The organism is Streptomyces shenzhenensis (assembly GCF_003688995.1).
GTDB classification, from domain to species: domain Bacteria; phylum Actinomycetota; class Actinomycetes; order Streptomycetales; family Streptomycetaceae; genus Streptomyces; species Streptomyces shenzhenensis_A.
The window spans coordinates 63,984-90,795 of the sequence record NZ_PENI01000004.1 but is presented as its reverse complement, the minus strand read 5'-3'; the positions used below and the strand labels follow the sequence as shown (position 1 = coordinate 90,795).

Below are 26,812 nucleotides of genomic sequence, written 5' to 3'. Positions count from 1 at the left end.
GCCGGCGGAGCCGCACACCGGTGCCGCGGCATGCGCGCGGTGGAGCAACCACCGCTGAAGTGACGGCAGTCACGGGAGGGGCCGGACTTTGACTTCGCGAAGATTACTTAGGTTAGGCTAACCTAAGTTCAGCACGCGCGGCTCGGCTCCGTCCCTCTCCCCATCCGTCCGGACCGTCCCCTCGGAGGACCCCCACATGCGCTCGCACCTGCTCAATGACCTCACCGCGGAGCATTACCGCCGCTCCGTGACCGAAGGAGTCGAGCGGGTGGCGGCCAGACTCGCCACCACCGAGCGACCGTTCACCGGTGTCACGGTCGACGCCCTCGCCCCCCGCGTCGAGCGGATCGACCTCGACCGTCCGCTGCACGACACCACCGCGGCGCTCGACGAGCTGGAGGAGATCTACCTCCGCGACGCGGTCTACTTCCACCACCCCCGCTATCTCGCCCACCTCAACTGCCCGGTGGTGATCCCGGCGGTGCTCGGCGAGGCCGTCCTGTCCGCCGTCAACTCCTCCCTGGACACCTGGGACCAGTCGGCCGGCGGCACGCTCATCGAGCGCCGGCTCATCGACTGGACGACCGCCCGTATCGGCCTCGGCCCCGCCGCCGACGGCGTGTTCACCTCCGGCGGCACCCAGTCCAACCTCCAGGCGCTGCTGCTCGCCCGCGAGGAGTCCAAGCCGGGGCGGGCGGCGTGGGAGGAGGGAGCCTCGCTCGCCTCCCTGCGCATCCTCGCCTCCGAGGTGAGCCACTTCAGCGTGAAAAAGTCGGCGAAACTGCTCGGCCTCGGCCAGGACGCCGTCATCCCGGTCCCCGTCGACCAGGACAAGCGGATGCGGACCGTCGCCCTCGCCCACGAGCTGGAGCGCTGCCGGCAGGACGGTCTGACCCCGATGGCCGTCGTCGCCACGGCCGGCACCACCGACTTCGGGTCCATCGACCCGCTGCCCGAGATCGCCGAGCTGTGCGCCCGGTACGGGGTGTGGCTGCACGTGGACGCGGCCTACGGCTGCGGGCTGCTCGCGTCCGTGCGGCACCGGGACCGCCTCGCGGGCATCGAACGCGCCGACTCGGTCACCGTCGACTACCACAAGTCCTTCTTCCAGCCGGTGAGTTCGTCCGCCGTGCTGGTCCGGGACGCCGCCACGCTGCGGCACGCCACCTACCACGCGGAGTACCTCAACCCGCGGCGCATGGTGGAGGAGCGCATCCCCAACCAGGTCGACAAGTCCCTGCAGACCACCCGCCGCTTCGACGCCCTCAAGCTGTGGCTGACCCTGCGCACCATGGGCGCCGACGGCATCGGCGAACTCTTCGACGAGGTCTGCGACCTGGCCCGGGAGGGCTGGCGGCTGCTGGCCGCCGACCCCCGGTTCGACGTGGTCGTCGAACCCGCGCTCTCCACGCTCGTCTTCCGCTACATCCCGGCGGCCGTCACCGGCCCGGACCGGATCGACCGCGCCAACCTGTATGCCCGCAAGGCCCTGTTCGCCTCCGGCGACGCGGTGGTCGCGGGCACCAAGGTGGGCGGCCGCCACTTCCTGAAGTTCACCCTGCTCAACCCCGAGACCACGGCGGCCGACATCGCCGCCGTCCTCGACCTGATCGCCGGCCACGCCGAGCAGTACCTGGGAGAGTCTCTTGACCGCGCGTCCTGAAACCCCGACCAAGACCTATGACTTCGTGGGGATCGGCCTGGGCCCGTTCAACCTCGGCCTGGCCTGCCTCACCGAGCCGATCGCCGAACTCGACGGCGTCTTCCTGGACTCCAAGCCCGACTTCGAGTGGCACGCCGGGATGTTCCTGGACGGCGCCCATCTGCAGACCCCGTTCATGTCGGACCTGGTCACCCTCGCCGACCCGACCTCCCCGTACTCCTTCCTCAACTACCTGAAGGAGAAGGGCAGGCTCTACTCGTTCTACATCCGTGAGAACTTCTACCCGCTGCGGGTCGAGTACGACGACTACTGCCGCTGGGCCGCGAGCAGACTGAGCAGCCTCCGCTTCGGCACGACGGTCACCGAAGTGACGTACGACGACGGGCTGTACGCGGTGCACACCCGGGCCGGCGAGACGTTCCGCGCCCGCCATCTGGTGCTCGGCACCGGCACCCCGCCGCACCTCCCGGACGCCTGCCGGGACCTGGGCGGCGACTTCCTGCACAACTCCCGCTACCTCCGGCACAAGGAGCAGTTGCAGGCCAAGGAGTCGATCACCCTGGTGGGCAGCGGCCAGTCCGCCGCCGAGATCTACCACGACCTGCTCAGCGAGATCGACGTGCACGGCTACCGGCTGAACTGGGTCACCCGCTCGCCGCGCTTCTTCCCGCTGGAGTACACGAAACTCACGCTGGAGATGACCTCCCCGGAGTACGTCGACTACTTCCACGCACTCCCGGAGGCCACCCGCTACCGCCTCGCGGACCAGCAGAAGGGCCTGTTCAAGGGCATCGACGGCGACCTGGTCGACGAGATCTTCGACCTGCTCTACCAGAAGAACCTCGGCGGCCCCGTCCCCACCCGCCTGCTCTCCAACTCCGCTCTGGAGAAGGCGAGTTACCAGGACGGCGGCTACACCCTGACCTTCCGCCAGGAGGAGCAGGGCAAGGACTTCGAGCTGCGCTCCGAGGGTCTCGTCCTCGCCACCGGCTACCGGTACACCGAGCCCGAGTTCCTGAAGCCCGTCCGCGACCGGCTGCGCTACGACACCCAGGGCAACTTCGACGTGGCCCGCAACTACGCCATCGACGTGACCGGCCGGGGCGTCTTCCTGCAGAACGCGGGCGTGCACACGCACAGCGTCACCAGCCCCGACCTGGGCATGGGCCCGTACCGCAACAGCTACATCATCCGCGAGCTGCTCGGCACCGAGTACTACCCGGTCGAGAAGACGATCGCGTTCCAGGAGTTTTCACTGTGAACTTCACCTTCCGTCCGCTCGACCCGCTCCAGGACTCCGAGCTGCTGCACGGCTGGCTCACCCACCCCAAGGCCGCGTACTGGATGATGCAGGACGCGAAACTGGAGGACGTCGAGCGCGCCTACATGGAGATCGCGGCCGACGAGCACCAGGAGGCCCTGCTGGGCCTGCTGGACGGCGAGCCCGCCTTCCTCATGGAGCGCTACGACCCGGCCCACCGCGAACTGGCCGGCCTGTACGAGCCCGAGCCGGGCGACGTCGGCATGCACTTCCTGGTGCCGGCCACGGACGCCCCCGTGCACGGGTTCACCCGGGCCGTCATCACCGCCGTGACCGCGTACCTCTTCGAGGACCCGGCGACCGCCCGGATCGTGGTCGAACCGGACGTGCACAACAAGGCGGTGCACGCCCTGAACGAAGCCGTCGGGTTCGTGCCCGAACGGGAGATCCAGAAGCCGGAGAAGCGGGCGCTGCTGAGCTTCTGCACCCGGGAGCGGTTCGCGCGGGCGGTGGCGGCATGAGCCTCGCCGACGCCGTGGCCCATCTCTCCCCCGAACGCTGGGAGCGGGCCAACCGCCTGCTGGTGCGCAAGGCGCTCGCCGAGTTCGCGCACGAGCAACTGATCACCCCCGAGCCGGACGGGGACGGGTACGTCGTACCCAGCGACGACGGGCTGACCCGCTACCGCTTCACCGCCGTGCGCCGCGCCCTCGACCACTGGCAGATCGACGCCGACTCGCTCACCCGGCACCGCGACGGCGCCGAACTCCCGCTCGGCGCCCTGGACTTCTGCATCGAGCTGCAGCGGTCACTGGGCCTGAGCGACCAGATCCTGCCGGTGTACCTGGAGGAGATCTCCGCCACCCTGTCCGGCACCTGCTACAAACTCACCAAGCCGCAGGTGACCTCGGCACAGCTGGCGCGGGCCGGTTTCCAGGACATCGAGACCGGCATGACCGAGGGCCACCCCTGCTTCGTCGCCAACAACGGCCGGCTCGGCTTCGGCATCCACGAGTACCTGTCGTACGCCCCCGAGACCGCGAGCCCCGTCCGGCTGATCTGGCTGGCCGCGCACCGCTCCCGGGCGACGTTCACGGCCGGTGCCGGCATCGCGTACGAGTCCTTCGTACGGCAGGAGCTGGGCGAGGCGACCGTCGACCGGTTCGAGCGGCAGCTGACCGACCGGGGCCTCGCCCCCGCCGACTACCTCCTGATACCCGTCCACCCGTGGCAGTGGTGGAACAAGCTCACCGTCACCTTCGCCGCCGAGGTGGCCCGCGGGTACCTGGTCTGCCTGGGCGAGGGCGACGACGAGTATCTGGCCCAGCAGTCGATACGGACCTTCTTCAACACCTCGCACCCGGACAAGCACTATGTGAAGACGGCGCTGTCCGTCCTCAACATGGGCTTCATGCGCGGCCTGTCCGCCGCCTACATGGAGGCCACCCCGGCGATCAACGACTGGCTGGCGCAGCTGATCGACAACGACCCGGTGCTCAGGGCGACGGGCCTGTCGGTCATCCGCGAGCGGGCGGCGGTCGGCTACCGGCACCTGGAGTACGAACGGGCGACGGACCGCCACTCGCCGTACCGCAAGATGCTGGCCGCGCTGTGGCGGGAGAGCCCGGTGCCCGCCCTCCGGGACGGCGAGACCCTCGCCACCATGGCCTCGCTCGTCCATGTGGACCACGCGGGCGCGTCCGTCGCCGGCGCGCTGATCGAGCGGTCGGGGCTGACGCCCACGCGGTGGCTGCGCCGCTATCTGCGGGCCTACCTCACCCCGCTGCTGCACAGCTTCTACGCCTATGACCTGGTCTACATGCCGCACGGCGAGAACGTGATCCTGGTCCTGAAGGACGGCGTCGTACAGCGCGCGGTCTTCAAGGACATCGCCGAGGAGATCGCGGTCATGGACCCGGACGCGGTGCTGCCGCCGGAGGTGCGGCGCATCCGCGTCGAGGTCCCCGAGGAGCAGCGGCTCCTGTCGATCTTCACGGACGTCTTCGACTGCTTCTTCCGCTTCCTCGCCGCGAACCTGGCCGCCGAGGGCATTCTGGAGGAGGACGACTTCTGGGGGACGGTCGCGGAGGTCATCCGCGAGTACCAGGACTCGGCGCCCGAACTCGCCGACCGGTTCCGGCAGTACGACATGTTCGCCCCCGAGTTCGCCCTGTCCTGCCTCAACCGGCTCCAACTGCGCGACAACCGGCAGATGGTGGACCTGGCGGACCCCTCGGGCGCGCTCCAGCTCGTGGGCAGCCTGCAGAACCCCATCGCGGGGCGCTGACCGCACGGACGGACGCGCCCGCACGGACGGACGGGCACCCCGGAGTACGGTCCTCCGGGGTGCCCGTCGCTCTGCCGCGGCGCGGCACGTCGAAGGGCCTGAGCTCGGTGCCGCGCCCGGCCGGCGGTGGAACAATCCCCGTATGGCGGAAATCCTCCAGAAGGACGGCACATGGGTGTTCGACGGCGACACCCTCCGACTGACCCCGGGGCGGGACAAGAACGTCAGCCTGCTCCGCCGGACCCTGGGGGAACGGGTGGTCCCGCTGGCGGCGCTGGCGGGGATCTCGTTCGAGCAGGGCAGGAAGTCGGGCCGGTTGCGGCTCCGGCTGCGCGACGGCGCCGATCCGCTGCTGCACGCCACCGGCGGCCGGCTCACCGAGCCGCACGATCCGTACCAGCTCGCCGTCGAACCGGACCGCCACGGCGTCGCCGAGTACGTCACGGACGAGGTCCGCACCGCCCTGCTGCTGAACCGGGTGCCGGCCGACCCGGTGACCGAGTTCCTGCTGCCCGGCCCGCCCGTCCCGCTGTCGGTCTCCGCCGGGGACGGCACGGCCGCCTTCGACGGGGAGCAGGTGCGCCTGGAGTGGAACTGGAAGACCGAGGACGCCAAGGCCGCCGCCGGGGCCCGCACCCTCGCCGTCGCCGACATCACCGGCGTGGAGTGGCAGCCGGCGGCCGGGCTGGAGAACGGGCATCTGCGCTTCACCGTGCGGGGCGCGGCCACCAAGGCGCCGCCCAAGTACGACCCCCACGCCGTGGAGCTGTGGGGCTTCAAGAAGGACCCGCTGATGGCACTGGTCGCCGCCGCCGTGCAGGCCCGGCTGCCGCATCCGTCGACGGCCGGGGCGCCGGATCAGGACGTACGGCCGCAGCCGCCCGTGGCGCCGGCGCCGGGGCCCTCCCCCGCCGCCGCGGACGACCACGACGCGCTGCTGCGGCGGCTGCGCGAACTGGGCGAGCTGCACCGGGCCGGGGTCCTGACGGACGAGGAGTTCGGCGTGGCCAAGCAGGCGGTCCTCAAACGCCTGTAGCGGCGAGGTGCCGACCGAAGAGGGCGACAGCCCCCAAACAGCGTCTCATAAGAGTTTCAACAGTCTGCTGCCCGATATCGGGCAGGTTTCTTGCGAAACTGCCATCGATACCCCAGGATCGACCGGGTGCACGACGAACTTGTTGATCACCTGACGCGGTCCACCACGCTCGACAAGGGCGAGGCGCTACGGGTGATCCAGGACGTGCTCGCCTATTTCGACGAGACGACCGAGGACTACGTCCGTCGCCGCCACCGCGAGCTCCAGGCCCAGGGCCTGGTGAACGCGACGATCTTCGAACGGATCGTCGCGGATCTGAAGTACCGAGCGGTGGCACCGCCCGAGCTCACGCTCAGGCAGTTGCGGCGCATCGTCTACGGCTGAGAACCGACGGCCGGCCGGCCGACCGGCCACGGACAGAGGGATACCTGCAATATGTGCGGAATTGTCGGATACATCGGGAAGCGCGACGTCGCCCCACTGCTCCTGGAGGGCCTGCAGCGCCTTGAGTACCGCGGCTACGACTCCGCGGGCATCGTCGTCACCGCCCCCAAGGCGCCCGCCCTGAAGATGGTCAAGGCCAAGGGCCGGGTGCGTGACCTGGAGGCCAAGGTCCCGGCGCGCTTCAAGGGCACCACCGGCATCGCCCACACCCGCTGGGCCACCCACGGCGCCCCGTCCGATGTGAACGCCCACCCGCATCTGTCGGCCGACAACAAGGTCGCCGTCGTGCACAACGGCATCATCGACAACGCCGCCGACCTGCGCCGCAAGCTGGAGGCTGACGGCGTCGAGTTCCTCTCCGAGACCGACACCGAGGTGCTCACCCATCTGATCGCCCGCTCCCTGGCCGAGAAGCTGGAGGACAAGGTCCGCGAGACGCTGCGGGTGATCGAGGGCACCTACGGCATCGCCGTCCTGCACGCCGACTTCCCCGACCGCATCGTGGTGGCCCGCAACGGCTCCCCGGTCGTCCTCGGCATCGGCGAGAAGGAGATGTTCGTCGCCTCCGACGTCGCCGCGCTGGTCGCCCACACCCGCCAGATCGTGACCCTCGACGACGGCGAGCTGGCCACCCTCAAGGCCGACGACTTCCGCACGTACACCACCGAGGGCACCCGCACCACCGCCGAGCCGACCACCGTGGAGTGGGAGGCCGAGTCGTACGACATGGGCGGCCACGACACCTATATGCACAAGGAGATCCACGAGCAGGCCGAGGCGGTCGACCGGGTGCTGCGCGGCCGCATCGACGACCGGTTCTCCACCGTGCACCTCGGCGGGCTGAACCTGGACGCCCGCGAGGCCCGCCAGATCCGCCGGGTGAAGATCCTCGGCTGCGGCACCTCGTACCACGCGGGCATGATCGGCGCCCAGATGATCGAGGAGCTGGCCCGCATCCCCGCCGACGCCGAGCCCGCCTCCGAGTTCCGCTACCGCAACGCCGTCGTCGACCCCGACACGCTCTACGTCGCGGTCTCCCAGTCCGGTGAGACCTACGACGTACTGGCGGCCGTCCAGGAGCTGAAGCGCAAGGGCGCCCGGGTGCTGGGCATCGTCAACGTCGTCGGCTCGGCGATCGCCCGCGAGGCGGACGGCGGCATGTACGTGCACGCCGGCCCCGAGGTGTGCGTGGTCTCCACCAAGTGCTTCACCAACACCACGGTCGCCTTCGCGCTCCTCGCCCTGCACCTGGGCCGCACCCGCGACCTCTCCGTCCGCGACGGCAAGCGGATCATCGAGGGCCTGCGCAGGCTGCCCGAGCAGATCACCGAGATCCTCAAGCAGGAGGAGGAGATCAAGGAGCTGGCCGAGCAGTACGCCGAGGCGCGCTCGATGCTCTTCATCGGCCGGGTCCGGGGCTACCCGGTGGCCCGCGAGGCCTCCCTGAAGCTCAAGGAGGTCTCCTACATCCACGCCGAGGCCTACCCCGCCTCGGAACTCAAGCACGGCCCGCTCGCCCTGATCGAGCCCGCCCTGCCGACGGTCGCCATCGTGCCGGACGACGACCTGCTGGAGAAGAACCGGGCCGCCCTGGAGGAGATCAAGGCCCGCAGCGGCCGGATCCTCGCGGTGGCCCACCAGGAGCAGGAGAAGGCCGACCGAACGATCGTCGTGCCGAAGAACGAGGACGAGCTGGACCCGATCCTCATGGGCATCCCGCTGCAACTGCTCGCCTACCACACGGCGAAGGCCCTGGGCCGCGACATCGACAAGCCCCGGAACCTGGCAAAGTCGGTGACGGTGGAGTAGGCCGCTCCCCACAGGGCAGCGGGGCCGTACCGATGTGCGGCTCCGCCGCCCTTTCCCGCCGGGGGCAGTTGGCGAGCCGGCTTCGGAGGTCGGGGCCGTGGCTCGGGAGTTGACGGTGTGACACGGGAGCCGGCGGTGCGACGCGGGCTGTTGACGGTCCGTGAGGCGGCTACGGGATGACCACCACGGGCCGCTGCGCCCGCTTGGCCAGCCGGCCGGCCACCGAGCCGAAGATCCGGCCCACGAGACCGTGCGTGGAGCCGACGACGATCGCGTCGGCCTCGTACTCCCGCCCCACCTCTTCGAGTTCGTGGCAGATGTCGCCGCCGCGCTCGACGAGGATCCAGGGCACCTCGGCCAGATAGTCCGCACAGGCGAGTTCGAGGCCCAGGACCTCGGTGCGGTGATCGGGCACGTCGACGAAGACCGGTGGCTCGCAGCCCGCCCACACCGTGGTGGGCAGCCGGTTGGCGACATGGACGATGATCAGCCCCGACTGGGAGCGGTGCGCCATGCCGATCGCATAGGCGAGGGCGCGCTCACTGGACGTGGAGCCGTCGAAGCCGACGACCACTCCGTGTTTGAAGGCGGGATCGCAGGAGGAGCGTGACTCTTCCGCCGCCAGGGGCTCGGCCGCCGTGGGGTCGGCGACGAACCGCTTGCGGTCCGCGGGTTCGAAGAATTCGTGACCGGCCATGGGTGTCTCGGCGTTGTGATCCTCGTGGGTGGGACAACAGTGTGCGGCGGAGCTGTGTCCGGGAAGCATCTTCCCAACCCCATACCCCCAAGGGTACGGCGGCACGCCTCCTTAGCCCAGATCCCGCGTGCGCTCCGCGGGGTTCCAGGGAGCATGCACGAGGCGCGCCCGTAACGCAATGCTTGGTGGGCTGTACAGGCGGTTTGCACAGGATTCCGTTACGTGACCGCCCGCAGGTCACCCCCACAGTGACCGACCGGCCGAACACGCGTTGATCAGCGTGAACCACGCCACAGGGAGCACGCATGCCAGGACCCGTCGCCCGCACCGGGGCACATCGCGCGCGCCCGCCGGCCGCACCCGCCCGATCCGCCCCACCGACGCCCGCCACACCGCCCACCCCGCCCACCCCGTCCGCCTCGGACACGGCGACCGACGTCGTCCGCTGGGCGGCCTTCAGCTGCTTCCTGGTCCCGGTGATCCTCCTCTGGTACGGCACCTCGCTCGCCGGCGCCGCCGGCACCGCGTTCGGCCTCGCCGCCGTGACCGCAGCCTGCCGCGTCCTGCTGCGCCGCTCCGAGCGTGGCGCCACGCGTTGCGCCACGCAAAGAGGCGGACGTCACACCCGGGGCGGTACACCGGTCAGCTGACCGGTTTCCGTGCACGCGTCCGCTGCTTTTCAGCCAACTTCTGGACACCGTCCCGGCCGCAGGCCAAGCACCCCCCAACCCCCGTTCCACCTGCACGGAAAGGGCCTCAGGGGCCCTGCGCACCCTACGCGGATTGGCCACTGCGACGAGGCGCACTTCCCTGCACGGCCCACTAGTGCAACCCTTCGTGATCGAATGCTTTACGCCAAGTTGTCATGTCGACAATGTGCCGCATCTCGAACTGGTCACCGCGGCACCGCGGGACACAGTAGATTCGATCTTGACTGTCTTACGGCGGGGGACTCGTGCAGGACCAAGGGGAAACGTGCAGGAGCGACACAACCGAGGAGCCGCGACCACCGAGGGGGGCTTAGCAGGATGAGCCACGACTCCACTGCCGCGCCGGAAGCCGCTGCCCGGAAACTATCCGGGCGACGCCGCAAGGAGATCGTCGCGGTGCTGCTGTTCAGCGGCGGCCCCATCTTCGAGAGTTCCATACCGCTTTCGGTGTTCGGTATCGACCGCCAGGATGCCGGAGTGCCGCGCTACCGGCTGCTGGTGGCCGCCGGTGAGGAAGGCCCGCTGCGGACCACGGGGGGCCTGGAACTCACCGCGCCGCATGGCCTGGAAGCGATCTCACGGGCGGGCACCGTCGTCGTGCCGGCCTGGCGATCGATCACCTCGCCTCCGCCCGAGGAGGCGCTCGACGCGCTGCGCCGCGCGCACGAGGAGGGCGCCCGCATCGTGGGCCTGTGCACCGGCGCGTTCGTCCTGGCTGCGGCGGGCCTGCTGGACGGCCGGCCGGCCACGACCCACTGGATGTACGCGCCGACGCTGGCCAAGCGCTATCCGTCGGTGCATGTCGATCCCAGGGAGCTGTTCGTCGACGACGGCGACGTACTGACGTCGGCGGGCACGGCGGCCGGGATCGACCTGTGTCTGCACATCGTGCGGTCGGACCACGGCAACGAGGCGGCCGGCGCGCTCGCCCGGCGCCTGGTGGTCCCGCCGCGCCGCAGTGGCGGTCAGGAGCGCTACCTCGATCGGTCTTTACCAGAGGAGATCGGCGCCGACCCGCTCGCCGAGGTCGTCGCCTGGGCGCTGGAGCACCTCCACGAGCAGTTCGACGTGGAGACGCTGGCCGCGCGCGCGTACATGAGCCGCCGCACGTTCGACCGCCGCTTCCGCTCGCTGACCGGGAGCGCGCCGCTGCAGTGGCTGATCACCCAGCGCGTGCTGCAGGCCCAGCGTCTCCTGGAGACGTCGGACTACTCGGTGGACGAGGTCGCGGGCCGCTGCGGCTTCCGCTCCCCGGTGGCGCTGCGCGGGCACTTCCGCCGCCAGTTGGGCTCGTCCCCCGCCGCCTACCGCGCCGCCTACCGGGCGCGCAGGCCGCAGGGCGACCGGCCGGGAGACGGGGAGCCCACGGTGTCGCAGCCGGGGCCCGCGGGCCCGGGTGCGACGGGACTCGCCGGCCCCGTCGGACCGGTGCCCGCCCTGCTGCACCCGGAGGCCGGCGGTGTCCCGATGCAGTCGCGGCGCACCGCCGCGATGAGCCTGCCGGGGCCGCGCACCGGCGCGTGACACGGTGACGGATCGGACGTGACGGATCGGGGTCCGGGGCGCTGCCCCGGACCCCGATGCGCATCGGCGGCCACGACGCCTCGCCGTGACTCCGCGCACGGCAGGCCCCGGAAGCGGCTACGGGCCGTAAGGTTAGGCATATGAACGATCGCATGGTGTGGATCGACTGCGAGATGACCGGTCTCTCGCTGTCCGACGACGCGCTCATCGAGGTGGCCGCGCTGGTCACCGACTCCGAGCTGAACGTACTCGGCGAGGGGGTGGACATCGTCATCCGTCCGCCGGACTCGGCGCTGGAGACGATGCCCGAGGTGGTGCGCCAGATGCACACCGCGTCCGGGCTGCTCGACGAGTTGCCCGGCGGCACCACGCCGGCCGACGCGGAGGAGCAGGTCCTGGCCTACGTACGGGAGCACGTCAAGGAGCCGGGCAAGGCCCCGCTGTGCGGCAACTCCGTCGGCACCGACCGCGGCTTCCTGCTGCGCGACATGCCCACGCTGGAGGACTACCTCCACTACCGGATCGTGGACGTCTCCAGCATCAAGGAACTCGCCCGCCGCTGGTACCCGCGCGCGTACTTCAACAGCCCGGAGAAGAACGGCAACCACCGCGCCCTCGCCGACATCCGCGAGTCCATCGCGGAGCTGCGCTACTACCGCGAGGCCATCTTCGTCCCCCAGCCGGGCCCCGACTCGGACACCGCCAGGACGATCGCGGCCAGACACGTCCTGCCCGCGGCACACTAGCCACCGGCGGCCGGGCGGCGACGAACGCCCGGCACGGACGGAGGCCCGGCCGCGGGGTCGGCCGCCGTCCGTCCGAGGGCGCCGCGAAAGACGTGCGCGAGCACCCCTTCGGACCCTGTACACTTTTTCTCGGCCGGTCACCACCGGTCATGGTGGGTGTAGCTCAGCTGGTAGAGCACCTGGTTGTGGTCCAGGATGCCGCGGGTTCGAGTCCCGTCACTCACCCTCACCGATCAGGGGCTGACCTGGGAAAACAGGTCAGCCCCTGGCGTTTCTCGGCACCGTGGGAACCGATCATGGAATTACCGGCCTGTCTTCCCCACGCTGACGGCCGTCGTGGGTGATGACGGGGAGCTGGTGCGGTTCGAACGGCGCTGAACCTGAGGCGAAGGGGCGCGCGATCGTCATCGCCTACGCCCCGGCACCACCACTGGCATCGACGCCGACCTCATCCCACTGAGGGCGTCCTCCACAATCTGAACACCCCACCGGGCGGTAGCAGATGGCACGCCTGTTCCACCACCGTCGACCGGGCCGGCACCGCCGCGCTGCACGTCAACCCCGGCACGGCCCCCACCCGGCAGTCCGTGCCGGAGTTCCTTGAGCTGGAGATCACCGACAAATGCCAGCTCACAGAAGGTGCAGTTCATCGGCGCGAGCCGACCATGCACCCGGACTTCGAGGCGCCGGAGCACTGGGCCCTGTTCGAGCACCCGAAGGTGTCCCTGGCAGCGTCGCGCACGGCGTAGGCCCGCGAGGTGACACCGCGGGAGCGGATGCGTCGCGGTCACGACGACGAGCGGATCACCAGTTCCGTCGGGAGGACCGCGTGCCGGCGTTCCAGGCCGCGGGAGACCGCCGGGCGGCGGTCGGCGATGTCCGTCAGGAGCAGGTCGAGCATGGCGCGGCCCATCTCCTCGATGGGCTGGCGGACGCTGGTCAGCGGCGGGTCCATGTGGCGGGCTATGGCCGAGTCGTCGTAGCCGACCAGGGCCACGTCGTCGGGGATGCGGCGGCCCGCCCCGCGCAGCGCCTGGCGGGCGCCGGCCGCGGTGACGTCCGAACCGGCGAAGACCGCGTCGAGGCCGGGCCTGCGCTCCAGCAGCCGGGCCATCGCGCGCCGGCCGCCCTCCTCGGTGAAGTCGCCCGGTTCGATGAGGAGTTCGTCCACCGGGTGGCCCGCGTCCCGCAGGGCCGCGCGGTAGCCGTCGACACGCCGCTGGGCGCCGTACACATCGAGCCGGCCGGTGATGTGGGCGACCGTGCGCCGCCCGCGGCCGAGCAGGTGCTCCACGGCCGAGCGGGCGCCGCCGTAGTTGTCGGAGTCGACCGAGGCGAGCGCCTCCGCCGCCGAGCGCGGGCCGCTGATCACCGCCGGGATCTCCAGCTGGGCCAGCAGATCGGGCAGCGGGTCGTCGGCGTGCACGGACACCAGGAGCACGCCGTCCACGCGGTGCGCCGCCAGATACTGCGCGAGCCGCTGCCGCTCGCGGTCGCTGCCGGCGAAGATCAGCAGCAACTGCATCTCGGTGTCGGAGAGTTCGGCGCCCACCCCGCGCAGGATGTCCGAGAAGTACGGCTCCGCGAAGAACCGGGTCTCCGGCTCGGGGACGACCAGGGCGATGGCGTCCGTGCGGTTGGCGGCGAGCGCCCGGGCCGCCGTGTTCGGCACGTACCCCAGCTCGGCGACGGCCGCCTCCACCGCCGCGCGCGTGGTTTCGCTGACCCGGGGCGAGCCGTTGATCACCCGGGAGACGGTGCCACGGCCCACACCGGCGCGTGCGGCGACCTCTTCAAGGGTCGGCCGACGGCCACTGCGCCCCCGCGTTCCGTGGCTTGCCATGGGCTCTGCCTCCCTGGACCGGCAATCTGGCTGGTGTGGAATGTAACAGCCCCGCGTGCGGAGCCCGCTGTGCGCCGGTGTCGTCGGGGCCCCGGTGGGGCGGGCGGGGATTAGTTAACAGGCAGATAACTGAACGCAGTCGGCCCTGTCCGCTCCCTTGACACCCCCGCCCGAACCGACGACTCTTCAACACATCACTTGTGGGAGCGCTCCCACAGTACCTGACACATACACGTCCCGCACGTTCCCCGCCCGAGCCGCAGCGAGTACGAACGGGCCCAACAGAGCAGTTGGCCGGGGGGTCGGCACGTCAGGCAACAGGAGGACTCAATGCGCACGAGTACCCGCCGGTCCCGCAGGCTGGTGGCCTTCGCGGCCGTCGCCGCGCTGACTACGGGAGTGCTGGCCGGCTGCGCCAACGACTCCGACGACGGTTCGTCGAAATCGGGCGGCGGCAACGGTGACGGCAAGGGCAAGACCACGTTGACCATCGGGACCTTCGGTGTCTTCGGCTACAAGCAGGCCGGCCTCTACGACGAATACATGAAGCTCCACCCCGACATCACCGTCAAGGAGAACGTCACCACCCGCACCGACGTCTACTGGCCCAAGGTGCTCACCCGGCTCCAGGCCGGTTCCGGTGCCGACGACATCCAGGCCATCGAGGTCGGCAACATCACCGAGGCCGTGCAGACCCAGGCCGACAAGTTCGTGGACCTCGGCAAGGAGGTCGACACGTCCCAGTGGCTGGACTGGAAGCTGGCCCAGGCCACCACCAAGGACGGCAAGACGATCGGGCTGGGCACCGACATCGGCCCGATGGCCATCTGCTACCGCAAGGACCTGTTCGAGAAGGCCGGCCTGGAGACGGACCGGACCAAGCTCGCCGCGCAGTGGAAGGGCGACTGGGCCAAGTACGTCGAGCTGGGCAAGGAGTACATGAAGAAGGCGCCGTCCGGCACCAAGTACGTGGACTCCGCCTCCTCCGTCTACAACGCGGCGATCGGCGGCGAGACCGAGACGTACTACGACCGGGACGGCAACGTCGTCTGGGACAAGTCCGCGGGCGTGAAGAAGTCCTGGAACGTGGCGATGACCGTGGCCACCAGCAACATGTCCGCGAAGCTGAAGCAGTTCGACAAGCCGTGGGACCAGGGCTTCGCCAACGGCACCTTCGCCACGGTGGCCTGCCCGGCCTGGATGATGGGCTACATCCAGGAGAAGTCCGGTGACTCGGGCAAGGGCAACTGGGACGTGGCGGCGGCCCCGACCGCGGCCAACTGGGGCGGCTCCTTCATCGGCGTGCCGACTGCGGGCAAGCACCAGAAGGAGGCCATCGAGCTGGCGAAGTGGCTGACCGCGCCCGAGCAGCAGGCCAAGGTCTTCGCCAAGCAGGCCAGCTTCCCGTCGACCCCGTCGGCGTACGCGGACCTGGAGCCGGCCGCGGCCACCACCGCGTACTTCTCCGACGCGCCGATCACGCAGATCTTCTCCGACTCGGCGAACACGATCCCGACGCAGTACCACGGCGCCAAGGACCAGCCGATCCTCAGCGCGATCACCGACATCGGCATTCTCCAGGTGGAGCAGAAGGGCAAGACCCCGACGCAGGGCTGGGACGCCGCCACCAAGGAGATCAAGGACGTGCTCGGCCAGTGACCGGCTCCAAGCAGGCTCTCGCGCAGCCCGCGTCGAGTGCCGACGCCGCGCCCGGCTCCCAGCCGGGCGCGGCCCGGGGCGCTCACGGTCGCGGTGCGCCGGCGGGCGCCGACTCCTGGCGCAGCCGGCTGTACCGCTGGGACATGAAGGCGTCCCCGTACGCGTTCATCGCCCCCTTCTTCATCCTCTTCGGGGCCTTCTCGCTGGTCCCGCTGCTGTACACCGCCTGGTACTCGCTGCACGACGTGCAGCTGTCGTCGCTGGACCGGCAGACCTGGGCAGGGCTGGACAACTACAAGAACCTGTGGGCCTCGGACTTCTTCTGGACCGCCCTGAAGAACACCTTCACCATCGGTGTCATCTCCACCGTGCCGCAGCTGCTCGCGGCGCTCGGGCTCGCGCATCTGCTCAACTACCGGCTGCGCGGCTCGACCGTGTGGCGGGTCGTGATGCTCACCCCGTACGCCACCTCGGTGGCCGCGGCAACACTGGTCTTCACGCTGCTGTACTCGTGGGACGGCGGCATGGTCAACTGGATCCTGCACTTCTTCGGCGTGGATCCGGTCAACTGGCGGGAGTCGGACTGGGGTTCGCAGTTCGCGGTGTCGTCCATCGTGATCTGGCGGTGGACCGGCTACAACGCGCTGATCTATCTGGCGGCGATGCAGGCCATCCCGACCGACCTGTACGAGTCGGCGGCGCTCGACGGCGCCAACCGCTGGCAGCAGTTCCGGCATGTGACGATCCCTCAGCTGCGGCCGACGATCCTGTTCACGGTGGTCGTCTCCACCATCGGCGCGACCCAGCTGTTCGGTGAGCCACTGCTGTTCGGCGGGGTCAGCGGCTCGAAGGGCGGCTCCGAGCACCAGTACCAGACGCTCGGTCTGTACATGTACGACCAGGGCTGGATCATCGGCAACCTGGGCAAGGCGTCCGCGATCGCCTGGTCGATGTTCCTGATCCTGGTGATCGTCGCCGTGATCAACATGCTGTTCACCCGACGCCTGAGGAAGTCCCAATGACCACCAGTGAACTCACCCTCCCGCGCGGCGCGGGCACCGAGCGGCGTGGGCGCGGGCGGCGCCGGGTGATGGGCGCGGGCAAGCAGCTGCACGCGGGCCCCGTCACCTATGTCGTGCTGACGGTCTTCGCGCTGGTCTCGCTGGCGCCGCTGGTGTGGACGGCGGTCGCGGCCTCCCGCACCGACCGGCGGCTGGCCGAGACCCCGCCGCCGCTGTGGTTCGGCGGCAACCTGTTCACGAACCTGCAGTCCGCGTGGGACGAGGCGGGCCTTGGCACCGCCATGGTCAACTCCGTGATCGTGGCGGGCACGATCACGGTCAGCACGGTCGTGTTCGCGACCCTCGCCGGGTTCGCCTTCGCCAAGCTGCGGTTCCGGTTCTCCGGCCTCCTGCTGCTGCTGACGATCGGGACCATGATGATCCCGCCGCAGCTCGCCGTCGTACCGCTGTATCTGTGGATGTCGGACCTGGGCTGGTCGAACCAGTTGCAGACGGTCGTTCTGCCCAGCCTGGTGACCGCGTTCGGCACGTTCTTCATGCGGCAGTACCTGGTGCAGGCGCTGCCGACCGAGCTGATCGAGGCGGCCCGGGTGGACGGGGCGAGCAGTCTGCGGGTGGTGTGGCACGTGGTGTTCCCGGCGGCGCGGCCGGCGATGGCCGTGCTCGGCCTGCTGACCTTCGTGTTCGCCTGGAACGACTTCCTGTGGCCGATCATCGCCCTGAACCAGCAGAACCCGACGGTGCAGGTCGCCCTGAACTCGCTCGGCACCGGCTATGTGCCGGACCAGGCGGTGATCATGGCGGGCGCGCTGCTCGGCACGCTGCCGCTGCTGGTCGCCTTCCTGCTGTTCGGCAAGCAGATCGTGGGCGGGATCATGCAGGGCGCGATCAAGGGCTGACCCGCCACGGACCCCGGAGCCCCGGGGGCCGGGCCACCGCCGCCCCGGCCCCCGTGTCTCCCGCCCCTCCCCCTCTTCTCTGTCCACCACCCCACCGGTCGCCACGACCACTCGATGGGAGCGCTTCCATGCCTGAGCCCGTTACCTCCGTGAGTTTTCCTCCCGCCTTCCTCTGGGGCGCGGCGACCTCCGCGTACCAGATCGAGGGGGCGGTACGGGAGGACGGCCGCACCCCCTCGATCTGGGACACCTTCAGCCATACGCCCGGCAGGACGGCCGGCGGCGAGACCGGTGACATCGCGGTCGACCACTACCACCGCTACCGCGAGGACGTGGCGCTGATGGCCGGGCTGGGCCTGAACGCCTACCGGTTCTCGATCTCCTGGCCGCGGGTGCAGCCGACGGGCCGGGGCCCGGCCGTCCAGGTGGGCCTGGACTTCTACCGCCGTCTGGTCGACGAGCTGCTGGCCGCCGGCATCAGGCCCGCGGTCACGCTCTACCACTGGGACCTGCCGCAGGAACTGGAGGACGCGGGCGGCTGGCCGGAGCGGGACACCGCCCTCCGGTTCGCCGAGTACGCGCAGATCGTCGGCGAGGCGCTGGGCGACCGGGTGGAGCAGTGGATCACCCTCAACGAGCCCTGGTGCAGCGCCTTCCTGGGCTACGGCTCCGGGGTGCACGCGCCGGGCCGGACCGACCCGGCGGCCTCGCTGCGGGCCGCGCACCACCTCAACCTGGCGCACGGGCTGGCCACATCGGCCCTGCGTTCGGTGATGCCGGCCCGCAACACGATCGCGATCAGCCTCAACTCCTCGGTGGTGCGCACCGTTTCGCAGGATCCGGCGGACCTCGCGGCGGGCCGGCGGATCGACGACCTGGCCAACGGCGTCTTCCACGGCCCGGTGCTGCACGGGGCGTACCCGGAGACGCTGTTCCAGGCCACGGCCTCGGTCACCGACTGGTCGTACGTCCAGGACGGCGACCTCCGCGCGATCCACCAGCCGCTGGACGCGCTGGGCCTCAACTACTACACGCCGACGCTGGTCTCGGCGGCCGACCCGGACGCGACCGGGCCGCGGGCCGACGGGCACGGGACGAGCGACCACTCGCCCTGGCCGGCCGCGGACGACGTGGCCTTCCACCAGACGCCGGGCGAGCGCACGGAGATGGGCTGGACGATCGACCCGACGGGCCTGCACGAGCTGATCATGCGGTACTCCCGGGAGGCCCCGGACCTGGCGCTGTACGTGACGGAGAACGGGGCCGCGTACGACGACAAGCCGGACCCGGACGGCCGGGTGCACGACCCGGAGCGCATCGCCTATCTGCACGGCCATCTGTCGGCGGTCCGCCGGGCCATCGCGGACGGCGCGGACGTGCGCGGCTACTACCTGTGGTCCCTGCTGGACAACTTCGAGTGGGCGTACGGCTACGAGAAGCGCTTCGGCTCGGTGTACGTCGACTACGCCACGCTGGAGCGGACGCCGAAGTCGAGCGCGCGCTGGTACGGCGAGGCCGCCCGGTCCGGCTCGCTGCCGCCCGCCGAGGGCGTGTAGCCGGAGGCAGGGGTGCGGCGCGTCGTGGGGTCGCGTCGCGCCCCGCGGGGGTGTCGGAGCGCCGTGCGCCGGGGGGCGGTCGGCGAGCCGGCACCGGTGATGTCCGGGCCACCGCCGTGGGCACACCGGCGCCCCGGCCGGATGGGGGATGCCGGCCGGGGCGCCGCCCCCGTGTCCCGGAAGGGTCTCGGGTCAGCGGTGAGCGGCGAACGCCTTGGAGAAGGCGAACGGGTCCTGGACGATCGAGCTGCATGTGGCGTCGGCGGTGGGCCTGCTGCCGCCGGCGCACTGCTTGTCGCGGGTCGCCGACCACATGGAGAGCCAGCCGAGGCCCTTGGACTCGGCGAAGCCGACCAGCTGGGTGGCGTCGTCGACCGTGAAGACCTCGGAGGCGACGTCGTTGACGCCGATCATCGGAGTCACCGCGACCGCCTGCCACGCCGCGCTGTCGGAGAGGCCGAGGACGCTCTTGATCTGCGCCTGCGTCGCGGTCGCCGCCTGCTCGGCGTAGTCGCCCATGTCACCGCTGTACGCGGCGCCGTAGTCCATCGCCATGATGTTCACGGTGTCGATCCGCACGCCCTTCGATGTGGCGTCGGCCAGCAGGTTCACCCCGTCCTGGGTGAGGCCCTCCGGCATCACGGGCAGTGTGAAGGAGACGTCCAGGTCGGGGTGTTGGACCTGGAGCCGGGCGATGGCCTGGGCACGCCGGGTGTTCGCCGCGGTGTCGGGCAGCGCCCCGCCCTCCACGTCGAAGTCGACCTTCCTGAGCCCGTAGGCGTCCACCACCTTGCCGTACGCCGCCGCCAGCGCGTCGGCCGAGGAGCAGGTGGTGGCCAGTTCGGAGCCGGACGCGCCGCCGAAGGAGACCCGGACGTCGCCGCCCTCGGCGCGCAGGGCGCCGATCTGCGCGGCCACGCCGTCGCCCGACAGGTCCGTCACGCCGCCCCACTTGGGGGTGCAGCCGCCGCCGTCGGTGACGAAGGCGAGGTTGTAGTCCTTGACGCCGGTCGCCGCCGCGCTCGCCAGCAGGTCGAAGGCCGGGTACAGGGAGGTGTCGACGTACGGGGCGAAGCCCGCGCCGGCGGGCGTGCCGGTGCCGGTGCTCCCGGTCGGGGACGGGGTGGCCGTGGGGGTGGGGGTCGCGGTCGGGGCGGGCGCGTCGGTCGGGCGGCCGCTGGGCTCGGGCGTCGCGGCGTCGTCCGCCGAGCAGGTCGCGCCGCCGATCAGACAACCGGTGGGATCGGCGGTGCCGTTGACCACGAAGCCGATGGTGAGCGATGCCCCGGCCGCCAGGCCCTCGGTCTGCCACTTCGGCGGCTTCACCGTGACGTGCTGCCCGTTCACGCTCGACTCGCCGTTCCACAGGGAGCTGAGCTTCGCGCCGGCCGGCAGGTCGAACTCCAGCGTCCAGTCCCGCTGCACATCGCCGTTGTTGTTCGTGACGACGTACTGCGCGGTGTAGCCCGTCGACCAGTCGCTGGTCCTGGTGTACGCGGCGCCGACACCGGCCGCCTGCGCGGTGCCGGCGAGCAGGACGGCGCCGCCGGCCACCGTGGCGGCCGCCACGAGACCACCCAACACCTTGTGCCTGCCTCTGATGCTGCGCCGATGCGTGCTCATGCGCGTGCCTGCCTTCGCTGTTCCAGGGGGTGGGTGCGGCAGCACGCTAGCGCTCCGGAATCGGGCAAAGCGCTTGATCCGGACGGGCGTTGAGCTTCTTAGGGTGCGCTTAAGGAAGGGATCGGGGGCGGTTAAAGGTCGAGACCAGGAGCGGGGTGGACGCGTGCGGGGGCGTGCGGCGCGGGGTCATCTCAGGGCCGGGCGTCTGCGCCGCCGCACCGCACCGCGGTGTCCCCGGCGCACCGGTTCCCGCCCGGCCAGCTGGATCCAGATGCGCACCTCGGTCCCGCCCAGCACCGACGAGCCGATCCGCACGTCCCCGCCGGTGGACTCGGCGAGTCTGCGCACGATGTCCAGGCCGAGTCCGGTCGAGCCGGCGCTGCCGGAGCCCCGGCCGCGGGCCATCGCGGCCTCCGGGTCGGGTATGCCGGGGCCGGCGTCGGACACGAGCACGATCACCGCGTCCTCGGCGTTGTGCACGTCGACCGCGAAGGCCGTGCCCTCGGCGGTGTGCCGGAAGACATTGCCGAGCAGTGCGTCGAGCACGGCGGCCAGATCGGCGCGGGCCACGGGGATGCGCACCGGACGCTCCACCCCGGCCAGCCGCCACTTGCGGCCCTCGTCCTCGGCGAGCGCGGACCAGAACGCCATGCGTTCCCGGACCACTTCGGCCGCGTCGCAGCCCGCTCCCGGGCCGGCCGCGGCCGTCTGCGGCTTGGCGTCCCGCGCGGTGCGGATGATCGTGTCGACCTCGCGCTCCAGCTGGGCGACCGCGGCCCGGGTCTGGTCGGCGGCGGGCCCGTCGCCGAGCGAGGCCGCGTTCAGCCGCAGCACGGTCAGGGGCGTGCGCAGCCGGTGGGACAGGTCCGCGGCCAGCTCCCGCTCGTTGGCGAGGAGCTGGACGACCTGATCGGCCATGGAGTTGAACGCGACCGCGGCCAGCCGCAGTTCGTTCGGCCCCTCCTCGGGCACCCGCGCGCCCAGCTTGCCCTCCCCCAGCTCGTGGGCGCCCTCGACCAGCCGCTGCGCGGGCTGCACCATCCGCACGCCGAGCCGGTCGGCGACCGCGACCGAGCCGAGGACCAGGGCGACACCCACCGCGGCGAGCACACCCCAGGCGGCGCCGACGCCCCTGCTGACATCGGCGTCGGGCACGAACACCTCCACGACCGCGATGGCGCCCGAGCTGAGCGCGACCGGCTGGAGCAGCGTCGAACCGCCCGGCACCTCCGTGGTGGAGGCGCGCCCGAGTCTGCGCACGGTACCGATGTCCCGGTCGGCGGCGCGCTGCCGGCCGATGTCGACGGCCGCCGTGTCGTCCACGGCCGGTATGTGCACGGCCATCCCGGAATCGGAGCCCGCGGCGGCCACGACCCGCTCCAGCTTGCCGCGGTCGGTGGTGATGGACAGCGCCGGGGCGAGCGCGGCGGCCTCGCGCTCCGCGTTGGAGAACGCGCGGTCGCGGGCCATCTCCTTGATGACCAGTCCGAGCGGCACGGCGAAGGCGACCACGACCATCGTGGTGACCGCGAGACACACCTTGACCAGGGCCCACCTCATGGCGCGGACTCCCCTCCGGGCGGCTCCAGCTTCACGCCGACGCCCCGCAGGGTGTGCAGATAGCGCGGCCGGGCGGCCGTCTCCCCCAACTTCCGGCGCAGCCAGGACAGATGGACGTCGATGGTCTGGTCGTCGCCGTACGACTGCTGCCAGACCTCGGCGAGCAGCTCCCTGCGGGGTACGACGACGCCGGGCCGGCCGGCCAGAAACGCGAGCAGGTCGAACTCACGGCGGGTCAGGTCGAGCCGTACCCCGTCCAACTCGGCCTGGCGGCGCAGCGGGTCGACGGTGAGCCCGCCGACGCGCAGAACGGAGGAGGGCCCGGCGTCGGGGGAGGCGGCGCGGGCGCGGCGCAGCACGGCGGCGATGCGCGCCGACAGATGATCGACCGAGAACGGCTTGGTCAGATAGTCGTCCGCCCCGGCGTTCAACAGCCGGACGATCTCTGTCTCGTCGTCCCGGGCGGTGGCGATGATCACGGGTACGTCGGTGATGCCGCGCAGCATCTTCAGGGCCTCGGAGCCGTCCAGATCGGGCAGTCCGAGGTCCAGGATGACCACGTCGAAGCGGAAATGGGCGACCTCGCGCAGCGCCTCCAGTGCCGTGCCGACGCTGCGCACGGTGTGCGAGGCGTCGGTGAGGTGCCGGATGAGCGCCGAGCGTACGAACTGGTCGTCCTCGACCACGAGAACACTTGCCATGCGCCGCACCGTACGCCATGCGGCCCGCACCGGCCGGGTGCCTGTGGACAACTCCCGCCGTGCACCTGTGGACAACTCCCGGCGGGTGCGGCCCATGGGGCGCGTGCGGCAGTATGGCCCACGATGCGCAGAGGACTCGTACACGTACTGGCGTGGTCGCTCGCCACGGGCGCGGCGGTCACGCTGTCGTGGTGGGGTGTGCGCACGGTGATGGCGGGGACGGCGTACGACCCGCCCCGCGCGCTGCCCATCACGGCGGCCGACGCGACCACGCAGGGCGCGAAGCCGCTGGTGTCGGCGACCGCACGGCCGCCGTCCCCGTCGCGGACGCCCGCGGAGCGGCCGTCGGGCACACCGTCAGCGCGGCGCACGCCGGCGCCCGCCCGGAGCACAGCGAGCAGCCCCGCCCCGTCGCCGTCCCCCACGGCCTCCGGCCGGGTCAAGGGCTATGACACCGACGGCGGGCGGGCGGTGTTCGACCTCGGGGAGACGAGCGCGTCGCTGGTCTCGGCGACGCCGGGCACGGGGTGGTCGATGCAGGTGTGGAAGACGGAGGCGTGGATCCGGGTGGAATTCAGCCGCGGCGCGGACCGGGTGTCGGTGTTCTGCACGTGGCACGACGGGCCGCCACGCGTGGAGATCGGCACCTACTGAGCGGGGCGGTCAGCGGAACACGGAGGGCGGCGGGGCCGGTGAGGCCACCGCCACCGCGTCCGTCACGGGGACGGCGCCGCCGGTGAAGTCGGTGAGCTGCTTGCCGTGTTCGACCCGGCCGGGGTGCGGGTCGGAGGCGGCCCTGCGGGTCAGTTCGGCGACCGGCAGCGGGCCGTCGGCGGCGACCAGGACCGCGTTGCCGAACCGTTTGCCGCGCAGCACCGCCGGGTCGGCGACCAGGGCGACCTCGGCGAACCGGGCGGCGGCGGTGGCGATCTGGCCGCGCAGATGGGCGAGCGGCGGGCCGTCGGCGAGGTTGGCGGCGTAGACACCGGTGGGGCCCAGCACGCGGCGTACCTCGTCGAGGAATTCGGTCGAGGTGAGGTGGGCGGGTGTCCGGGCGCCGCTGAACACATCGCTGACGACCAGGTCGGCCCAGCCGTCCGGGATCTTGGCGAGGCCCGCACGGGCGTCCGTCGAGCGCACACGGATCCGGGCGGCCGGGTCCAACGGCAGCTGTCGGCGCACGAGTTCGACGAGGCGTGCGTCGCGTTCGACGACCTGCTGGGTGGACCGGGGGCGGGTGGCGGCGACGTACCGGGCGAGGGTGCAGGCGCCGCCGCCGAGGTGCACGGCGCGCAGCGGCTTTCCGGGCGGGGCGGCCAGGTCGACGACGTGTCCGAACCGGCGCTGGTACTCGAAGGAGAGGTGGGCGGGGTCGTCGAGGTCGACGTGCGACTGCGGGGCCCCGTCGATCAGCAGCGTCCAGGCCCGGCCGCGGTCCGGGTCGGGTATCAGCTGTGCCAGCCCGCCGTCGACGTTCTCGGCGACGGTCTCGGCACCCGTCGTCCTGCGCCGCGCGTTCCTTGTCCTGCCCACGCCCTTATTCTCGCAGCCGTCGTACGCAGTCGTCGTACGTCGGACGCACCCGCCGCCCGCGGCCGGGCCCTGCCCGACCGCGCTACGGGCAGGGCAGGGCCCGCGGGACGACGCCGTGTCAGGCCCCTCCCGGCGGAGCGCTCAGCGACAGCTGTCCGCCGCCTCGATCAGGCGGGCCGCCTCGCCGAGGGCGCGGCGCAGCACCGCCGGGTCCGTGGCGAGGTCGGCCTCGCCGGGCGGCAGGAGCCAGTCCGAGCCCTCCACCGGGGGCTCGGGATTCAGGCTCAGGCCGCGCCCGTCGGTCTCGGTGCACGTGCTGCCCGGGACGTCCCAGGCTGCCGCCGTGCCCGGCGGCACGAGGAAGCCGAGGGTGCCGCCTCCGTCGTCGTGCAGCACGGGCCCCACCGCGTCCCCTGCCCCCCGTCGAAGGATGTCGACGGCCTCCAACCCCTGTCGGGTCGGCACGGTCACGAGATCGCACACCTCCCGCGACGAAGCGTCAGATCCGTTACTTCGGCTGGTCTCCATTCCGGCCTCCACCACGCAGCCTCTTGCAGTCCACCCGGTTCAACGCGCGAGAGCGTCAACAGCTACGCACAAGTCCGCCGCAAAGGATGGCAGTTCATGGCGGATGGTGGGGCAGATATCCGGTTTGTAGCCAAACACTGCGTGCCGGGACCGTCACAACCGGTACGTTCTTGCCCCGCCGGAACCGGGGTGCCACACGGACAACCCACCTCGAATCCGGCACGGTTCGACGGTTCGCACGAGAGGACCCCCGGCCATGGCGTCGTCAACCGTGACCTCGTCACAGTCCGACCGGCCACCGCGGCCGAACCTCGCCTTCCGGCGCTTGCGCGGCCGGCGTTCACCCGCCGAGTTCGCGGCGCTGGTACGGCGTGCCGCTCACGAGATCGGTGAGCGGGTGAGCTGTGACGCGCGCTATGTCGGCCGGGTGGAGGCGGGTGAGATCCGCTGCCCGAACTACGCGTACGAACGGGTGTTCCTGCACATGTTCCCCGGCCGCACGCTCGCCGACCTCGGCTTCGCACCCCGGTCGTCCGTCCGCGGACGCGGGGCACGCCCGGCCGGGGACGCGACCCCCGCGCGCGCCGCCGACCCGGCACCCACCGCGAGAGAGACAGGGGTGGCCGTCGCACCGAAGGACACGCAGGACCCGTACGAGACGCACGAGAACCACGAGAACCACGAGGAGAGCGACGTGCTGCGTCGCGCATTCATGACCGGCGGGGGCGCCACGGCGGCCGCCGCCCTGGGGCCCTTCGGCCTCACCATCGACGCCGCGGCCGCGCCCGCGGACCGGCCGCCGCGGCGCGCCGGATCAGCGGAGGCGGACGCTCTCGAAGAGGCCGTCCGCCGGATCCGGCTGCTCGACGACCGGCACGGCGCGGACAGCCTCTACCGGCACGCGGCCGCCCCGCTGCGCGCCGCGTACGCGCTGCTGGACGCCGGCGCCACCCGGCAGGCCACCGCCGACCGGCTGCACTCGGGCGCCGGTGAACTCGCCATCTCGGTGGGCTGGCTGGCGCACGACTCCGGCCGTTTCGACGACGCGCGCTCGCACTACGCGGAGGCGCTGGCGACCGCCCGGGTGACCGGGGACCCGGCCCTGGAGGCGCACGCCTTCTGCAATACGGCGTTCCTCGCGCGGGACGCCGGACGGCCGCGGGAGGCGGTGCGGGCGGCGCAGGCCGCACAGCGGGTGGGGCGCCCGCTGGGCTCCGCGCGCCTGATGTCGCTGCTCGCGCTGCGCGAGGCGGGCGGCTGGGCGGGGCTCGCCGACCGCACCGGCTGCGAACAGGCGCTGGCCCGCGCTCAGGCCCTCTTCGAACGGGGCCGCTCGGACGCCGACCCCGAGTGGATGACGTTCTACGGAGAGGCCGAACTGGAAGGACTGGAGGCCCAGTGCTGGTCGACGCTGGGCGACTGGCCGCGCGCGGCCCGGCACGCGCGCCGCGCGGCCCGGCTCCAGGACCCCCACTTCACCCGGAACATCGCCCTGTACACGGCGGAACTGGCCGACGACCTCGCGCTCGGGGGGCGCCCCGACGAGGCCGCGCAGGCCGGTCTGCGGGTCCTGGACCTGCTGGGCCAGGTCCAGTCGTCCCGCATCCAGACGATGCTGGCCGGGACGGCACGCGTACTGCTGCCGCACCGCAGGACCTCCGGGGTGTCGGAGTTCCTGGAGCGGCACGCCGCACTGCCGCGCAGCATGTGA

Annotated in this window: 24 protein-coding genes and 1 tRNA gene; 18 read left to right on the top strand and 7 right to left on the bottom strand. The window is 71.5% G+C overall.

Features of this window, described 5'->3' with window-relative positions; genetic code table 11:
• Positions 1-196 precede the first annotated feature (196 nt).
• The 7 genes from desA (at position 197) to glmS (ending at position 8,500) form a co-directional block, all read left to right on the top strand.
• On the top strand, positions 197-1,663 hold the full coding sequence (gene desA, locus CTZ28_RS08160; protein ID WP_121888592.1) for a lysine decarboxylase DesA: 1,467 nt from the start codon (positions 197-199) through the stop codon (positions 1,661-1,663).
• Positions 1,647-2,924 carry a lysine N(6)-hydroxylase/L-ornithine N(5)-oxygenase family protein gene (locus tag CTZ28_RS08155; RefSeq protein ID WP_121888591.1) on the top strand — a complete coding sequence of 426 codons (1,278 nt, stop codon included), beginning with the start codon at positions 1,647-1,649 and terminating at the stop codon, positions 2,922-2,924. The genes desA and CTZ28_RS08155 overlap by 17 nt, the downstream gene beginning before the upstream one ends.
• Positions 2,921-3,445, top strand: a complete 525-nt coding sequence (locus CTZ28_RS08150) for a GNAT family N-acetyltransferase (RefSeq protein WP_121888590.1) — start codon at positions 2,921-2,923, stop codon at positions 3,443-3,445. The genes CTZ28_RS08155 and CTZ28_RS08150 overlap by 4 nt, the downstream gene beginning before the upstream one ends.
• Entirely contained in the window at positions 3,442-5,211 is a 1,770-nt protein-coding gene (locus tag CTZ28_RS08145; RefSeq protein ID WP_121888589.1) for an IucA/IucC family protein, read from the top strand. The genes CTZ28_RS08150 and CTZ28_RS08145 overlap by 4 nt, the downstream gene beginning before the upstream one ends.
• Before the next feature lie 142 nt (positions 5,212-5,353).
• Positions 5,354-6,247, top strand: a complete 894-nt coding sequence (locus CTZ28_RS08140; RefSeq protein ID WP_121888588.1) for a DUF4429 domain-containing protein — start codon at positions 5,354-5,356, stop codon at positions 6,245-6,247.
• Positions 6,248-6,373: 126 nt separating this feature from the next.
• Positions 6,374-6,631, top strand: a complete 258-nt coding sequence (locus CTZ28_RS08135) for a hypothetical protein (protein WP_121888587.1) — start codon at positions 6,374-6,376, stop codon at positions 6,629-6,631.
• 51 nt (positions 6,632-6,682) lie between these two features.
• The gene (gene glmS / locus CTZ28_RS08130; protein ID WP_121888586.1) at positions 6,683-8,500 is read left to right on the top strand and encodes a glutamine--fructose-6-phosphate transaminase (isomerizing); all 1,818 of its coding nucleotides are present in this window, start codon (positions 6,683-6,685) and stop codon (positions 8,498-8,500) included.
• A gap of 169 nt (positions 8,501-8,669) precedes the next feature.
• Here the strand turns inward: glmS and CTZ28_RS08125 are convergent, their stop codons facing one another.
• Complete coding sequence (locus tag CTZ28_RS08125) at positions 8,670-9,197, bottom strand: universal stress protein (protein WP_121888585.1); 528 nt, start codon at positions 9,195-9,197, stop codon at positions 8,670-8,672.
• A 305-nt stretch (positions 9,198-9,502) separates the two neighbouring features.
• Here CTZ28_RS08125 and CTZ28_RS48075 point away from each other — a divergent pair, with 305 nt between their 5' ends.
• The 5 genes from CTZ28_RS48075 (at position 9,503) to CTZ28_RS46860 (ending at position 12,926) form a co-directional block, all read left to right on the top strand.
• Positions 9,503-9,847 (top strand): hypothetical protein, encoded by a 345-nt coding sequence (locus tag CTZ28_RS48075; protein ID WP_259471505.1) that lies wholly within the window; start codon positions 9,503-9,505, stop codon positions 9,845-9,847.
• A 378-nt stretch (positions 9,848-10,225) separates the two neighbouring features.
• Entirely contained in the window at positions 10,226-11,431 is a 1,206-nt protein-coding gene (locus CTZ28_RS08115) for a helix-turn-helix domain-containing protein (protein WP_121888584.1), read from the top strand.
• A 140-nt stretch (positions 11,432-11,571) separates the two neighbouring features.
• Positions 11,572-12,177: an oligoribonuclease gene (gene orn / locus CTZ28_RS08110; RefSeq protein WP_121888583.1), complete on the top strand. Its 606-nt coding sequence runs from the start codon at positions 11,572-11,574 to the stop codon at positions 12,175-12,177.
• 152 nt (positions 12,178-12,329) lie between these two features.
• Positions 12,330-12,402, top strand: a tRNA-His gene (locus tag CTZ28_RS08105).
• 362 nt (positions 12,403-12,764) lie between these two features.
• Positions 12,765-12,926 carry a hypothetical protein gene (locus tag CTZ28_RS46860; RefSeq protein WP_183154300.1) on the top strand — a complete coding sequence of 54 codons (162 nt, stop codon included), beginning with the start codon at positions 12,765-12,767 and terminating at the stop codon, positions 12,924-12,926.
• 38 nt (positions 12,927-12,964) lie between these two features.
• On the opposite strand, the gene CTZ28_RS08100 is transcribed toward CTZ28_RS46860, so the two are convergent.
• A complete protein-coding gene (locus CTZ28_RS08100) occupies positions 12,965-14,020 on the bottom strand; it encodes a LacI family DNA-binding transcriptional regulator (RefSeq protein ID WP_121888582.1) in 1,056 nt (351 codons plus the stop codon).
• 330 nt (positions 14,021-14,350) lie between these two features.
• Here CTZ28_RS08100 and CTZ28_RS08095 point away from each other — a divergent pair, with 330 nt between their 5' ends.
• From CTZ28_RS08095 to CTZ28_RS08080, 4 genes are all read left to right on the top strand, one after another.
• A complete protein-coding gene (locus CTZ28_RS08095; protein ID WP_121888581.1) occupies positions 14,351-15,679 on the top strand; it encodes an ABC transporter substrate-binding protein in 1,329 nt (442 codons plus the stop codon).
• Positions 15,676-16,701 (top strand): carbohydrate ABC transporter permease, encoded by a 1,026-nt coding sequence (locus CTZ28_RS08090; protein WP_121888580.1) that lies wholly within the window; start codon positions 15,676-15,678, stop codon positions 16,699-16,701. The genes CTZ28_RS08095 and CTZ28_RS08090 overlap by 4 nt, the downstream gene beginning before the upstream one ends.
• Entirely contained in the window at positions 16,698-17,600 is a 903-nt protein-coding gene (locus CTZ28_RS08085; protein ID WP_183154299.1) for a carbohydrate ABC transporter permease, read from the top strand. The genes CTZ28_RS08090 and CTZ28_RS08085 overlap by 4 nt, the downstream gene beginning before the upstream one ends.
• A gap of 128 nt (positions 17,601-17,728) precedes the next feature.
• Complete coding sequence (locus CTZ28_RS08080; protein ID WP_121888579.1) at positions 17,729-19,156, top strand: GH1 family beta-glucosidase; 1,428 nt, start codon at positions 17,729-17,731, stop codon at positions 19,154-19,156.
• A gap of 192 nt (positions 19,157-19,348) precedes the next feature.
• Here CTZ28_RS08080 and CTZ28_RS08075 read toward each other — a convergent pair whose 3' ends face one another.
• From CTZ28_RS08075 to CTZ28_RS08065, 3 genes are all read right to left on the bottom strand, one after another.
• On the bottom strand, positions 19,349-20,779 hold the full coding sequence (locus CTZ28_RS08075) for a glycoside hydrolase family 18 protein (protein WP_121888578.1): 1,431 nt from the start codon (positions 20,777-20,779) through the stop codon (positions 19,349-19,351).
• Between the two features lie 186 nt (positions 20,780-20,965).
• Complete coding sequence (locus CTZ28_RS08070; protein ID WP_121888577.1) at positions 20,966-22,339, bottom strand: sensor histidine kinase; 1,374 nt, start codon at positions 22,337-22,339, stop codon at positions 20,966-20,968.
• Positions 22,336-23,040 (bottom strand): response regulator transcription factor, encoded by a 705-nt coding sequence (locus CTZ28_RS08065; protein WP_121888576.1) that lies wholly within the window; start codon positions 23,038-23,040, stop codon positions 22,336-22,338. Before CTZ28_RS08065 ends, CTZ28_RS08070 begins: the two co-directional genes overlap by 4 nt.
• Positions 23,041-23,163: 123 nt before the next feature.
• On the opposite strand from CTZ28_RS08065, the gene CTZ28_RS08060 reads away from it, so the two are divergent.
• Positions 23,164-23,694, top strand: coding sequence for a hypothetical protein (locus tag CTZ28_RS08060; RefSeq protein ID WP_121888575.1), 531 nt, complete (start codon positions 23,164-23,166; stop codon positions 23,692-23,694).
• Between the two features lie 9 nt (positions 23,695-23,703).
• On the opposite strand, the gene CTZ28_RS08055 is transcribed toward CTZ28_RS08060, so the two are convergent.
• On the bottom strand, positions 23,704-24,573 hold the full coding sequence (locus CTZ28_RS08055; RefSeq protein ID WP_121888574.1) for a spermidine synthase: 870 nt from the start codon (positions 24,571-24,573) through the stop codon (positions 23,704-23,706).
• Between the two features lie 141 nt (positions 24,574-24,714).
• Positions 24,715-25,101, bottom strand: coding sequence for a hypothetical protein (locus tag CTZ28_RS08050; RefSeq protein WP_183154298.1), 387 nt, complete (start codon positions 25,099-25,101; stop codon positions 24,715-24,717).
• A 256-nt stretch (positions 25,102-25,357) separates the two neighbouring features.
• Here CTZ28_RS08050 and CTZ28_RS08045 point away from each other — a divergent pair, with 256 nt between their 5' ends.
• Positions 25,358-26,812 carry an NsdA family TPR-like regulatory protein gene (locus CTZ28_RS08045; protein ID WP_121888572.1) on the top strand — a complete coding sequence of 485 codons (1,455 nt, stop codon included), beginning with the start codon at positions 25,358-25,360 and terminating at the stop codon, positions 26,810-26,812.